14 protein-coding genes are annotated in these 13,205 nt (G+C 67.7%); 5 read left to right on the forward strand and 9 right to left on the reverse strand.

Annotation, left to right across the window (positions count from 1 at the left end):
* The first annotated feature begins 65 nt into the window (after positions 1–65).
* Positions 66–692: a TetR/AcrR family transcriptional regulator gene (locus CJ177_RS39255; protein ID WP_095870250.1), complete on the forward strand. Its 627-nt coding sequence runs from the start codon at positions 66–68 to the stop codon at positions 690–692.
* 7 nt (positions 693–699) lie between these two features.
* Here the strand turns inward: CJ177_RS39255 and CJ177_RS39260 are convergent, their stop codons facing one another.
* The 8 genes from CJ177_RS39260 to CJ177_RS39295 form a co-directional block, all read right to left on the reverse strand.
* On the reverse strand, positions 700–1,338 hold the full coding sequence (locus CJ177_RS39260; RefSeq protein WP_005252917.1) for a TetR/AcrR family transcriptional regulator: 639 nt from the start codon (positions 1,336–1,338) through the stop codon (positions 700–702).
* Between the two features lies 1 nt (position 1,339).
* Positions 1,340–2,332 (reverse strand): phosphotriesterase, encoded by a 993-nt coding sequence (locus CJ177_RS39265; RefSeq protein ID WP_005252909.1) that lies wholly within the window; start codon positions 2,330–2,332, stop codon positions 1,340–1,342.
* Between the two features lie 56 nt (positions 2,333–2,388).
* Positions 2,389–3,063, reverse strand: coding sequence for an SUMF1/EgtB/PvdO family nonheme iron enzyme (locus tag CJ177_RS39270; RefSeq protein WP_095870251.1), 675 nt, complete (start codon positions 3,061–3,063; stop codon positions 2,389–2,391).
* A gap of 7 nt (positions 3,064–3,070) precedes the next feature.
* Positions 3,071–3,472 (reverse strand): nuclear transport factor 2 family protein, encoded by a 402-nt coding sequence (locus tag CJ177_RS39275; RefSeq protein ID WP_005252906.1) that lies wholly within the window; start codon positions 3,470–3,472, stop codon positions 3,071–3,073.
* Positions 3,469–4,599, reverse strand: coding sequence for a 3'(2'),5'-bisphosphate nucleotidase CysQ (locus tag CJ177_RS39280; protein WP_095870252.1), 1,131 nt, complete (start codon positions 4,597–4,599; stop codon positions 3,469–3,471). The genes CJ177_RS39275 and CJ177_RS39280 overlap by 4 nt, the downstream gene beginning before the upstream one ends.
* On the reverse strand, positions 4,589–6,439 hold the full coding sequence (cysC, locus tag CJ177_RS39285) for an adenylyl-sulfate kinase (RefSeq protein ID WP_095870253.1): 1,851 nt from the start codon (positions 6,437–6,439) through the stop codon (positions 4,589–4,591). The genes CJ177_RS39280 and cysC overlap by 11 nt, the downstream gene beginning before the upstream one ends.
* A complete protein-coding gene (gene cysD, locus CJ177_RS39290; RefSeq protein ID WP_005252902.1) occupies positions 6,439–7,356 on the reverse strand; it encodes a sulfate adenylyltransferase subunit CysD in 918 nt (305 codons plus the stop codon). The genes cysC and cysD overlap by 1 nt, the downstream gene beginning before the upstream one ends.
* 120 nt (positions 7,357–7,476) lie before the next feature.
* The gene (locus tag CJ177_RS39295) at positions 7,477–8,400 is read right to left on the reverse strand and encodes a helix-turn-helix domain-containing protein (RefSeq protein WP_005252901.1); all 924 of its coding nucleotides are present in this window, start codon (positions 8,398–8,400) and stop codon (positions 7,477–7,479) included.
* A 93-nt stretch (positions 8,401–8,493) separates the two neighbouring features.
* On the opposite strand from CJ177_RS39295, the gene CJ177_RS39300 reads away from it, so the two are divergent.
* Genes CJ177_RS39300 through CJ177_RS39310 form a run of 3 tightly spaced genes read left to right on the forward strand, consistent with a single transcriptional unit; the run spans position 8,494 to position 11,631 of the window.
* Positions 8,494–9,660: a hypothetical protein gene (locus CJ177_RS39300; RefSeq protein ID WP_095870254.1), complete on the forward strand. Its 1,167-nt coding sequence runs from the start codon at positions 8,494–8,496 to the stop codon at positions 9,658–9,660.
* Positions 9,657–10,454 carry an SDR family oxidoreductase gene (locus CJ177_RS39305; protein WP_025432986.1) on the forward strand — a complete coding sequence of 266 codons (798 nt, stop codon included), beginning with the start codon at positions 9,657–9,659 and terminating at the stop codon, positions 10,452–10,454. Before CJ177_RS39300 ends, CJ177_RS39305 begins: the two co-directional genes overlap by 4 nt.
* Positions 10,455–10,473: 19 nt before the next feature.
* Positions 10,474–11,631: a sulfotransferase gene (locus CJ177_RS39310; RefSeq protein ID WP_095870255.1), complete on the forward strand. Its 1,158-nt coding sequence runs from the start codon at positions 10,474–10,476 to the stop codon at positions 11,629–11,631.
* Here CJ177_RS39310 and CJ177_RS39315 read toward each other — a convergent pair.
* Positions 11,615–12,289, reverse strand: a complete 675-nt coding sequence (locus tag CJ177_RS39315; RefSeq protein WP_095870256.1) for a low molecular weight phosphatase family protein — start codon at positions 12,287–12,289, stop codon at positions 11,615–11,617. The genes CJ177_RS39310 and CJ177_RS39315 overlap by 17 nt on opposite strands.
* Positions 12,290–12,592: 303 nt before the next feature.
* Here CJ177_RS39315 and CJ177_RS39320 point away from each other — a divergent pair, with 303 nt between their 5' ends.
* On the forward strand, positions 12,593–13,201 hold the full coding sequence (locus tag CJ177_RS39320) for a ClpP family protease (RefSeq protein ID WP_005568279.1): 609 nt from the start codon (positions 12,593–12,595) through the stop codon (positions 13,199–13,201).
* Positions 13,202–13,205 lie beyond the last annotated feature (4 nt).

A 13,205-nucleotide genomic window follows, 5' to 3' on the forward strand; every position in this document is an offset into this window, starting at 1 on the left:
AGGGGATTGATCTTGCCGGATCCCGCCGATGCGGACGAAGCTCGATACGGCGGAGAGGACCACCGATGACCGAACTGCGAGACGACGTGTCCGAGACCGAGGAGCCGAGCCCTGGTCCGCCGACATCCGAGGAACGCCTGCTCCGGGCGGCGACGACTCTGTTCTCCGACAAGGGTTTCGAAGCCACCCGCACGAGGGACATCTCCACCACGGCCGGGATGAGCCCCTCCGCGATGTACGTGCACTTCCCCTCCAAGGAAGATCTGCTGTTCCAACTCGTCCGCCGGTCGAACGAGCGCGCGCTCGCGCTGGTGCTGAAGGCCGTGGCGCCGTTCACCGACCCCATCGACCGCGTCCGGGCACTGGTCCGCGAATTCAGCATCATGCACGCCCGGAACTTCCGCCGCGCGCGCATCGCCCAGTACGAGAGCAGGCATCTCGCCCCCGAACACCGCGAGGTGGTCGCCGAGACCCGGCTCCAGATCCGGGTCGCGGCAATTCGAGAGGTGCAGAACGGGATCGATCAGGGGGTGTTCCTGATCCCCGACCCCCGTGTCGCGGTCCTCGCGATCATGTCGCTCGCGGTGGACATCTGCCGGTGGTACAGCCCCGACGGCGAATTCACGCCGGAGGAACTGGGCGACATCAACGCCGACCTCGTTCTGCGCATCCTCCACGCACCCGGCTACTGACGGCCCCTCACACGCGGTCGGGGACGCGCAGCGCGTTCGTCCACATCCGCGCGAGTCCGGCGGTCAACTGCTCGAACGTGAGCGATCGCCGCTCGCTCGGCGGTCCGACGAAATAGCTGTAGGCCATCCTTCCGACCATGGCGGACAACGCCTTCGACGTCAGCATCGGGTCGAGCGAGGCGTCGGCGAGACCGCGGTCCTGCAGATCGGCGATCGCCCGCGCGTTGCGCCGGTAGAACGTCTCGTCCCGCGAGCGTTCCAGTTCGCGGAATGCGGGGTCGACGTGCGCGACCTGCTCGAGCAGGGCCAGCAGTCGCGCATTCCGGCGGCACGCGTGCAGGTAGGCGCGGATGCTCGCCTCCACGACCGCGTGCACGTCGCCTTCGTCCGCGACCCGTCCCATGCCCGGATGCAGCAGGTCGTTCTGCGTCACCTCGACGACCGCCGCGAACGCCTCTTCCTTGTTGGTGAAGTAGGTGTAGAACGATCCGGTCGAGAGTCCGGCCTCCTTGCTGATGTCGACGAGACGGGCGTCGAGGTACCCCTCGCGCTCGAACACCACCCGGGCCGCCGCGACGAGACGATCGCGGGTGCGGACGCCCCGGGCCGTGACCGGTGGTGTGGGTGCAATTCGCGGGCGCGACATGTCAGTACGGGTCGACGTTCTCGAAGTATCGCCGAGGCACCTCGACCAGCATCTCGGTGATCATCTTCTCGGTGACACCCCGCTCGCGGACGTAGGGCAGCACGTCGTTCTCGATGTGCAGGTAGTGCCACTGCGGGAGTGCCGCCATCAGGTTGGGGTCGATCCAGTCGATGTAGCAGGAGGCGTCCTGCGACAGGACCATCTGCCCCGCGAATCCCCGGCGGCACATCTCGACGAGGGTGTCGGCGCGGGCTTCGAACGTCGTCTCCAGGTTGATCCCGAACCGGTCCATCCCGAGGACGAAGCCCGCCTCCGCGAGGCTGGTCAGATGCTCGATGTCGGTGCTGTCTCCGCTGTGGCCGAGAACGATCCGGTCCGGCCGCACCCCCTCCTCGTCGCACATCACGCGTGTGACGTGCAATCCGGCCTCACTGCCGGGGTGAGTGTGCACGGTGATGGGCACGCCGGTGCGCCGATGCGCCTTCGCGACGGCCCGCATCACCCGCTCGACACCGGGCGTGGGCCCCTGGTGGTCGATCGCGCACTTGAGCAGTCCCGCGCGGACCCCGGTGTCGGCGATCCCCTCTTCGATGTCCTTCACGAACATGTCCACCATCGGGTCGGGGACCTCGGCCCCCACGATCGCGTCCAGAGCCGGACCGCGGTAGTGGAAGAAGAACGGCACGTCGTCGTAGGTGTACAGCCCTGTTGCGGCAACGATGTTCAGCTCGGGAAGCTGGTCCGCGACCCGCTGGATGCGCGGGATGTACCGGCCGAGGCCGACGACGGTGGGGTCGACGATGGTCCGGACACCCTGCTCCGCCAGCGCGCGCAGCTTGGTGACCGCGTCGGCGACCCGCTCGTCCTCGCTCCCCCACTCGTCCGGGTAGTTCTGTTGCACGTCGGGCGTCAGCACGAACACGTGCTCGTGCATGTACGTGCGTCCGAGTTCGGCGCTGTCGATCGGCCCGCGGACCGTGTTGACCTGGCTCATGCAGACTCGCCCTCTCCGGATGTGACCGTCGTCATACTCCCGAGCTCAGCCTAGAGCTAACTTGAACCTGACGTCAACATTTGGTCAGGAGTGAATGCACCGCGGGCGAGACGGAATCCGACGTCGTCGATGCGGTAGGTCGGGTGACTGCGCCGCCGCACGGAGGCACGGCAACTCCAGTGCTCGTCGAACCACCCACCGCCGCGCAGGACCCGGTACGTGCCGTACACCTCGGGGTCGTACAGATCCCAGCACCACTCCCACACATTGCCCAGGGTGTCGTGCAGGCCCCATGCGTTCGGCTGCTTCCCGCCCACGTCCTGCGACCGGCCGTCGGAGTTGCCGCGGTACCACGCGATCGCGTCGAGCGGGCCGTACCGCGGACCCGTGGTGCCCGCCCGGCAGGCGCGTTCCCATTCGGCCTCCGCCGGAAGCCGGTACCCGTCGGCCATGGTGTCCCACACGACGTCGTCGCCGGTCACCCTATAGGCGGCGGCGAGCCCGGCGCGCTCGGACAGGGTGTTGCAGAACAGGATCGCGTCCCGCCACGACACTCCGTCGACCGGCAGCCGCGTTCCCCGCGTGGTGCCCGGCCACTCGCCGGTGATGTCGGCGTACTCCCCCTGCGTCACCGGATGGACGGCGATCTCGAAGGCGCCCAGCTCGACGCTCCAGCTGCGGGTGGTTCGGCGATCCGACAGCGTGACCCGCCCGGCCGGGACGGCGATCATCGGGCCGCTATCCACCGCCGGCAGCAGCCTGGATCGGTGCCATGTCGAAGTAGTCGCGCCAGGTGGTGATCTTGCCGTCGGTGATCTCGAAGACACCGACGACGGGCAGTTCGACGACGTTGCCGTTCAGCGTGAACACGTCGATCCGCTCGTTCATCACCACGCCGCTCGATTCCTCGGCGTTGGGGCTCTGCCCGCCGTCGGTGACCTGCCGGTGCACACGGAAGTCGATGCCGCCGAAGGCCGCGATGAAGCCGGCGACGAACTCGCGGATCGCGTCACGACCGATGACGGGTTCCATCGGAATGTTGTGATAGACGGCGTCTTCGGCGAAGTACTCCGCAATCTTCGCCGGATCGGGCTCGATCCACTCGGCACAGAATTGGGTGACCAGTTGATCCGGGGTCATCGGTTCTCCCTTTCGATCGCGGACGGTTCGATGATGGCCATGACGGACTGGATCGCCCCGGCCGGGATGTCGAAATGTTCCGTGATCCGGACGGACGTCACCTCGGTGGGCGTGGCCCCGAGGTCGAGCACGAACCGGGCCACCACGTTGTCGCCCCACTCGTGGAAGGAAAGTTCGCGCACGGCCTGGATGGCCTGATACTGCAGGCCGTTCTCGAGTTCGTCCCGGATGAACGCCCCCGATTCGCCCGTGTGCTGACCGTTCTCGACCCGCCAGGCGTTGTCCGCGAGACGCACCTTGGTGGCGTCGTGGCTGACCAGTGCATCGATGTAGGCCCTGGCCATCGCGACCCGGCCGCTGTCGGCCGTGTCGGTGGCGTGTGTCGCGATCGCGGCGAGCAGCGGCCGAGCCAGCTCCGGCCGGCAGATCAGGAGGTCGGGCAGGTACGGGTGGGATTCGTTGTAGTCCAACGGGGTTCCGTCGATCCGTGAGCAGTGCAGGCCCGCGGCCTCGGCGACGCCGACGGGTGCGGCCGAGTCCCATTCCCACTGCCCGCCCGAGTGGATGTAGGCGTCCACGTCTCCGCGGAGCACCGCCATTGCCTTCGCTCCGGCCGAACCCATGGTGGCGACCTCGGCGCCGATCTCCGTCGCGACGGCGTCGACGAAGGCAGGCGGCCTGCTGGCGGACACGACGATCCGTGGTCGTGCCGGAAGTTGTTCGGTATGCACCGCATGGCTGTCGTCGTCACTGGCATACACGGCACCCAGTGCCGGTTGCGCGACCGCTGCCGCCGTGATGCCCCGACCGCGTTCCCACAGCGCGACGTGCACGGCCCAGTCCGAGTGCCCGGGCAGTCCGTACTCCTTGGAACCGTCGAGCGGGTCGATGATCCACACCCGCGAACTCTCCAGCCGCGACCGGTCGTCGGCCGACTCCTCGGAGAGAATCGCGTCGCCGGGTCGCTCCGCGGAGAGCTTGCCGAGAATGAACGCGTCGGCGGCGACGTCGCCCCGCCTGCCCAGTTCACGCCCGTCCGCCGATCCGAGTCCCGCGGTGCGGATGTCCAGCAGCAGGGCACCGGCACCGGAGGCGATGTCGGCCGCGAGTCGTGCGTCAGTGATCACGTCTCAACAATTCCATAATTCTCTCGGCTTGTTCGGTCGGCGTGCCGTCCCCGGGCCGGAGGACGAGTTCGGCGTTCTCCGGGGCCTCGTACGGGTCGTCGACCCCGGTGAATCCGGTGATCTCCCCCGCGCGGGCTTTCGCGTACATGCCCTTGGGGTCCCGCGCCTCGCACTGTTCCACCGGCGTGTCGACGAACACCTCGACGAAGTCGAGCCCGGCGGCCCGGTGCTGCTCGCGGACGCGGTCCCGGTCGGCGCGGTACGGGCTGATCAGCGACGCGATCGCGACCACCCCGGAGTCGGCGAGCAGTTGTGCCACGGCGCCGACGCGGCGCACGTTCTCGGCGCGGTCCTCCGCACTGAAACCGAGGTCGGCGTTGAGACCGTGACGCAGGTTGTCGCCGTCGAGCCGGTAGGCGGGCACCCCGGCCGCGACCAGGCGCCGCTCGAGTTCCACCGCGACCGTCGACTTTCCCGACGCCGAGAGCCCGGTCAGCCACACCGTGCGACCTCGTGTCGCCCGCTCGTCCCGCGAGACGGCCGCGGCGTGCCACACCACCTTGGAACGCGACAGCGTCGGCCCGGTGATCATGCCGGCGGCGACGGTGTTGTGGGTCGACTCGTCCACGAGGATGAAACTGCCCGTCACGTGGTTGCGGCGGTACGGGTCGAACATCAGCGGCTGCGACGTCCTCAATTGGATACGGCCGATCTCGTTGAGTGAGAGCGACTGTGCGGACTCGTCGCGGTGCAGGGTGTTCACGTCGAGACGGTAGTCGAGCCGCACGACGGACGCCCTGGTGGCGCGGGTGGTGTGCAGCAGCGTGTACCGCGCATCCGGTGTCAGCGAGGACTGTTCGCTGAACCAGCAGACCATCGCGTCGAGTTCCTGTCCGACGAGCGGACGGTTGTTGGGGCGGCACAGCACATCTCCGCGGCTCACGTCCAGTTGGTCGGCGAGCTGCACACACACCGCCGACGGTGCGAACGCCTCGTCGAGGCGGGTTCCGCCGGGACCCCAGATGGCGCTGACGGTGGAGGTGAATCCGGACGGCAGTGCCACCACCTCGTCGCCCGGCTTGAACACGCCGCTGGCGACCGTGCCTGCGTACCCGCGGAAATCGTGCAGCGCGGAATCGGTCTGGCGCTGCGGCCGGACCACGTACTGCACCGGGAACCGCGCGTCGATGAGGTTGCGGTCGGAGGCCACGTGCACCTGCTCGAGGTAGTGCAGCAGCGACCCTCCCTCGTACCAGGGCATGTTGACGGTGCGTTGCGCGATGTTGTCGCCGCGCAGTGCCGACACCGGAATGAACGTGAGGTCGTGGACCTCGAGCTTGATCGCGAACTGCCGGAATTCCTCCTTGATCTCCTCGAACCTGTCCTCGGACCACCCGACGAGATCCATCTTGTTGACGCACAGCACGAGGTGCGGAATTCCGAGGAGGCTGGCGATGAACGCGTGGCGGCGCGTCTGCTCGAGGATCCCTTTGCGGGCGTCGACGAGGATCAGGGCCAGGTCGGCGGTCGACGCACCGGTCACCATGTTCCGGGTGTACTGCTCGTGCCCCGGGGTGTCCGCGATGATGAACTTGCGGTGCGGTGTGGCGAAGTAGCGGTGCGCGACGTCGATGGTGATGCCCTGCTCGCGTTCGGCGCGCAGACCGTCGGTGAGCAGTGCCAGGTCGGCGTGCTCGTCGCCCCGTTCGCGGCTGGTGCGTTCGACTGCCTCGAGCTGATCCTCGAAGATCGCCTTCGAGTCGTACAGCAGCCGGCCGATCAGGGTGGATTTGCCGTCGTCGACGCTGCCTGCGGTCGCGACCCGGAGTAACTGCGGCATCAGAAGTACCCTTCCTTCTTGCGGTCTTCCATGCCGGCCTCGGAGATCCGGTCGTCGGCCCGGGTGGCCCCGCGCTCGGTCAGCCTGCTCGCGGCGACCTCGGTGACCACGGCCTCGGCGGTGGTTGCCGACGACTCGACGCAGCCCGTGCACGTGGCGTCGCCCACGGTCCGGAAGCGGACGAGGGCCTCGTACGGCTCGTCACCGGGAAGCAGGGTCAGGAACCGGGTGTGCGCCAACAGCATTCCGTCGCGGGGCACGACCTCCCTGCGGTGCGCGTAGTACAGGGGCGGCAGTTCGATCTTCTCCTCGCTGATGTACTGCCAGATGTCGAGTTCGGTCCAGTTCGACAGCGGGAACACCCGGATGTGCTCCCCCTTGCGGTGCCTGCCGTTGTAGAGGCTCCACAGCTCGGGGCGTTGCGCCCGCGGATCCCACTGCCCGAACTCGTCGCGGAAGCTGAACACCCGCTCCTTCGCGCGGGCCTTCTCCTCGTCGCGGCGGGCGCCGCCGAAGATGGCGTCGAATCCGTTGTCCCGGATCCCGCGCAGCAGCGCCGTGGTCTGGAGCCGGTTGCGGCTGGCCCGCGGACCCGTCTCCTCGCTGACGCGGCCTGCGTCGATGTCGTCCTGCACGCTGGACACCACCATCCGCAGGTCGAGGCGGTCGACGGTCCGGTCGCGGAACTCGATGACCTCGTCGAAGTTGTGGCCGGTGTCGACGTGCATGACGGCGAACGGGAGAGGTGCGGGCCAGAACGCCTTGGCGGCCACGTGGAGCATCACCACCGAGTCCTTGCCGCCGGAGAACAGCAGAACCGGACGCTCGAACGTGGCGGCCACTTCTCGGAAGATGTGCACGGCTTCGGCTTCGAGCGCGCCGAGGTGGGACAACTCGTACACGGGCGGTGCGGTCATGGGCGATTCCTCGTCGCGAGTGCCTTACCGGTCACTGGTCCATATTTGGACCAGCTCGGTCGAAAATGATTGCACCTCCGAGAATAGAACGTGTTTCAGATTGCGGTCAATGCCCGTTCGTCACCGCGGCCGGCGGCCGCCCACCTCCGCCGTGATCGCATCCGCGGCCGCGGCGAGAGCCTTGCCTCGCCGCGCGATGTCGGACGGCGCGAGTTCGGTGCCGACATAGAGCGTCAGAACCATGGCCTGATGGCCCTCTGCGTCGTACGTCGGCGCGGCGATGAGGCTGACGGGGTGCGGTGCGGCGGGGTCCGCGTGCTCGGCGTCCAGGTAGACCCGCTCCCCCAGGCTGGACACCATCTCACCGAGCACGTCGCGCAACTCCGGCGGCAGGTCGTGCGCGGCGACCCCGGCCATGAGCGTGTGCAGGCGCTGACCGACGGGAGTGAGCGTCTCCACGAGATACCCGGTGCGGGAGCACTCGTCCACCACGGTGCGCAATCGGTCGCGGTCGAGGCGCACCGGCAGGGTCGGCTCCCGGCGCAACCACGACTGCAGCGCGTCGTCGCCGTCCCACAGCACGTACATCAGGCCGACGGGCGGCGCGAACGGGTACATCTCCCCCACCTTGGCGGCCGCCCGCACACCGGGCGGACTCGTCAGCTCCAGGACGGCGATACGGTCGCCGACCACCGCCGACGCCGTGCACGTGGTCCGGAACTCCTCACTGAGCACGGCGAGATGCGTGCGCGCCACCGGGCCGGCCGCGAATCCTTGCTGCGCCGCGCGGCCGGCCGCGATGAGTGCGGGCCCGAGGCCGTACGTCTTCGTGTCGGGATCCCGGACGAGATAGCCGCCGCGGGCCAGTTCGGTGAGGATTCCCAGGCAGGTGGGCTTGCTGATGTCGAGTTGCCGGGCCAGCTCCGACAAACCGAAGCGGTGCTCCTTGCGCGCCACCAGGAAGTCGAGCACCTGCACCACACGTTCGGTGGGCGGCGACCGTCGGCCCTGCGCCCTGTCGGGCGTCTCGTTCTCGTGTCCCATTGACCACTCCTTAGAACACGTTCTATGGTCGGTTCATCAATGTTCTACCACGCAGGTACATATTTGTACCACTCCCATCGTGAGGAGCACGGTGTGCTGACCGACCCATTCGCCGACGCCATGGCCGAGGCCGAGAAACTGATCGAGAGCGCCCCCCACATCCGCACCGAACAGGATCTGCTGGAGGGCTACCAGTACCTCGCCGGCGGCATTCTCGCCACGACGCACGCAGCCTGGGCCACCGAACGGTCGCACCCGACGTTCATCTCGGGCACCGGCCCGTACATGAAGATGGGCCTCGACAACCCCGACACCCTGTACTTCGGCGCGCGGATCGACGACGACGTCGAATACGTGGTCACCGGGCGGCGCGGCACCACGGCGGACCTGAGCTTCCAGGTGCTGAGCGGAAACTACACGGCCGCACACGTTCCCGGCAGCGTCACCGCGTTCGACGACCGGGAGATCGACATCGCCTCCGACGGCTCGTTCGAGGTGCGGTTCGGGCCCGGCGGGAGCGCCGGCAGGCGTAACTACTTCACCCTCGCGCCGGGTTCGTCGCAACTGGTGGTCCGGGAGGTGTACAGCGATTGGAGTCAGCATCGCGGCACCATCCGCATCGCCAGGGCGGATACGACGGGTACGGCTCCGGGTCCGCTCACGCGGAAGGCCGTCGAGAAGCGCTACGCCCGCGCGGGCACAGCCCTGGTCTCCCGGGTGAAGACGTGGCTGCAGTTCCCGGAGTGGTTCTATCTGAACCTGCCGGTGAACACGATGACCGAACCTCGGCTGACGCCGGGCGGCCTCGCCACGCAGTACTCGTCCGTCGGGCACTACGAACTCGCCGAGGACGAGGCCATCGTCATCACCGTCCCGAAAGCCGACGTGCCCTACCAGGGTTTTCAGCTGGGCAGCATGTGGTACATCTCCCTCGACTACGTCAACCACCAGACCTCGCTGAACGTCGCCCAGTCGCAGGTGGATCCCGACGACCACATCCGACTCGTCGTCAGCGAGCGCAATCCCGGCGTGGCCAACTGGATCGCCACCATCGGGCACCTCCGCGGCTACCTGCAGTTCCGCTGGCAGCGCGTCTCCCGCGAACTGACCCCGGACGACGGTCCCCGCATCGAGGTCGTGAAGTTCGACGAGATCCATCGGACGCTGCCGTTCTACGATTCCAACAAGATCTCGCCCGAGGACTTCGCCGAACGCATCGCCGCACGCCAGGCCGCGGTCGCCGACCGGATGCTGGGGTGAGCGCGGTGACTACTCCGCAACTCCTGCAGGACAAGGTGGTCGTCATCTCCGGCGTCGGACCGGCCCTGGGCCGGACCCTCGCCGTCCGCTGCGCCGACGCCGGCGCGGACGTGGTGCTGGCCGCCCGCACCGCGTCGCGTCTCGACGAGGTGGCCAAGGAGATCATCGCCGTCGGCCGACGCGCGGTCACCGTCCCGACCGACATCACGGATCAGGCATCGGCCGAGAATCTGGTGTCCGCGGCCGTCGACGCGTACGGCAAGGTCGACGTGCTGATCAACAACGCGTTCTCGGTTCCGTCGATGAAACCACTGGCCCGCACGGAATTCGACCACATCCGCAGCAGTTTCGAGCTGACCGTGCTCGGGGCGTTGCGGCTGACACAGCTGTTCACCCCTGCACTCGCCGACGCGAACGGAGCGGTGGTGAACATCAATTCGATGGTGCTCCGGCACTCCCAGGAACGGTACGGCAGCTACAAGATGGCCAAATCCGCCCTGCTCGCGACGTCGCAGTCGCTTGCCACGGAACTGGGACCACAGGGAATCCGCGTCAATTCCGTTGCTCCCGGCTATATCTGGGGAGACACGTTGAAGCAGTACTTCACGCACCAGGCCGAGAAGTACGGGACGACCGTCGAGCAGATCTACGAACACACCGCCGCGAACACCGATCTGAAAAGGCTCCCCACAACCGAGGAAGTGGCCGACGCCGTGATCTTCCTGGCCTCACCGTTGGCGAGCGCCGTGACCGGCCAGTGCCTCGACGTCAACTGCGGCGAATTCCATCACTAGCGACGAGAACCGGAGCATCATGAGCGAGCGCACCACCGTCGGCACGGTCGAGGACCTTCACGCCTCGGCCACCCGCCTGACCGGCCTCACCGACTTCGGCGTGGACGACTACACCGAGGCCCTCGGCGTCCTGCTGGACTCGTACCACGTCGACGAGCAGCTGACCCCGCTCGGCAGCAAGGTGTCCCGGGTGTTCCTCCGCGGCGCCCTGGTGGCGCGGCTGCTGAGCGAGGCGGCGTGGAAGCAGAACCCCGAGCACGCGGACGTGCGGATCGAGCGGCCGATCTTCGTCACCGGGCTTCCCCGCACGGGGACGACGGCGCTGCACCGGCTGCTCACCGCGGACCCGTCGCATCAGGGCCTGGAGATGTGGCTGACAGAGATGCCCCAACCCCGTCCGCCGCGCGAGACCTGGGAATCGAATCCGGTGTTTCAGAAGATCGAGGAGGGTTTCAGCCGCCACCACATCGAACGCCCCGAATTCATGGGCGTGCACTACATGTCGGCGAGCGAAGTCGAGGAGTGCTGGCAGCTGCTGCGGCAGACGTTCAAGTCGATCTCCTACGAGTGCCTGGCGTCTCTCCCGACATATTCCTGCTGGCTCGAAGGCCAGGACTGGACGAACGCCTATCAGCGGCACAAGAAGAACCTGCAGCTGATCGGGCTTCCCGATCGGGACCGCCGCTGGGTGCTGAAGAACCCCAGCCACCTGTTCGCGCTCGACGAGTTGCTCGCCGTCTATCCGGACGCCCTGATCATCCAGACCCACCGGCCGCCGCGCACGATCGTCCCGTCGGTGTGCAGCCTGGCGGAACAGGCGACGGAAGGGTGGTCGGAGAAGTTCCGGGGCAGCGTCATCGGTGAGAGCCAGCTCGAGCTGTGGGCCCGGGGGCTCGAGCAGTTCACCGCCGCGCGCACCCGGCACGATCCCGCTCAGTTCATCGACGTCGACTACCACGATTTCGTGGCCGATCCCCTCGGCACCGTCGAAGGGGTCTACACGCACTTCGGGCTCGAACTCAGCGCCTCGGCCCAGTCGGCGATGGAGGCGATGCACGCCGAAAGTCGCAGCGGCGACCGCCGCCCCTCCCACAAGTACACGCTCGAGGAATTCGGGCTCACGGCCGAGCAGGTGGACGAGAGATTCGCCAACTATCAGTTCAGCGCGACCAGCTGACGGGATAGTCGAGGATCGACGACGCCGCCCGCGCCGCGATCAGCGGCCTGGGCGACAGCGGCAGGTAGACGACCGGAGACGGCCGCGGTCCGGGCTCGGGTTCGCGCTCGGGCTCCGGCTCGGGTTCCCGTTTCGTGCCGCTGCCGAGGTCGAGTGTGTCGAGCAGCGGCATCAGTTCGCCGGCGATCCGATCTCCCACCTGCGCGAACGCCGCCTCGCCGAGGCCGACGGGGTCGCTGATGTTCGCATCGTCGATCTCGCCGTACTCCCTTCGGGCGACGGCGAGTTCGGCGACGGTGCGGGCACCGGTGTCGGTGGCGATCCGGCGAGCCTCGCGAAGCGTGAACGTGCAGTGGCTCGTCCCGAGGAGCAGTTCCATCGAACGGTCCCGGATCTGCTCGGTCATCGCGAGGACGAGGTCGGCGCGTTTGATCATCTCTGGCCGCAGGCGACGCGCTCGGAACCCGTCGGCGCTCGCGCCGAGGCCTTCGATGACGCGGGCGGCGACGGGTTCGATCGGAAAGCCCACGAGGGCTCGGACACCGGCGCTCTCCGCGGTGAGGCGCGGCAGACCGTGGGCAAGCGCGTACGCGTGCGTCAGCCGCTCTGCGATCGGCGAGCGGCAGACGTTCCCGCTACAGACGAACAGAACGTGCATGAGGGCACCCTAACCAGCGAGTTCGCCTTCGCGCGCGGGCAATTCCACTGGCCGAGCGGTCTGTTTCCGACATTCACCTGCCCGTGGTGAGTCGTTCACCCACTGGATTCCTCGTGGCCACCTCGAATCACGAACGCCCAGTTCACGGCGATCGACGCCGGAGTGTCGCCACGTACGCGATCTACGTCACATTTCCGGGTGGGTGCGGCACCGTCGCCGGGTTTCCGAACCTCCCGGCGCAGGTCGTCTGCCCACAGCAGACAATTGCCGGTCCGGCACCGGCGCGGCGGTAGTAATGGAGGCATGACCACAGCCGCACTACCCGACCTGAATTACCGCGACCTGTTGGCGGACAGACTGTTTCGCCAGCGCACGATCCTCCTCACCGGCGAGGTGGACGACGCCATGGCCGAGCGGGCCTGCTCCGAACTGGTGCTGCTCGCGGCCGCCGACCCCAAACGCGACATCGTGCTGTACATCAATTCCCCGGGCGGCTCCGTCTTCGCCGGCCTGGCCATCTACGACACGATGAAGCTCGTTCCCAACGACGTGGTGACCGTCGCCATGGGTTTCGCCGCGAGCATGGGCCAGGTACTGCTGTGCTCGGGCACCCACGGCAAACGGATCAGTCTGGCGCACAGCCGCATCATGATGCACCAGCCCTCGGCGGGCATCGGCGGCACCGCCGTCGACATCGCCATCCAGGCCGAGAGCCTCGAACGGATGAAACGACAGTCGCAGGAGATCCTCGCCGCCGAGACGGGGCATCCGGTCGAGCAGATCGCCGAGGACAGCGACCGGGACCGGTGGTTCACCGCCGACGAGGCCCGCGACTACGGGATCGTCGACCGTGTCGTGTCCTCGTTCGCCGAGATCGCCCCGCACACCACCGCCCCGAGAATTGGATTGTGAAGCC

It is taken from the genome of Rhodococcus sp. ACPA1, assembly GCF_002300195.1.
GTDB lineage: Bacteria > Actinomycetota > Actinomycetes > Mycobacteriales > Mycobacteriaceae > Rhodococcus_F > Rhodococcus_F opacus.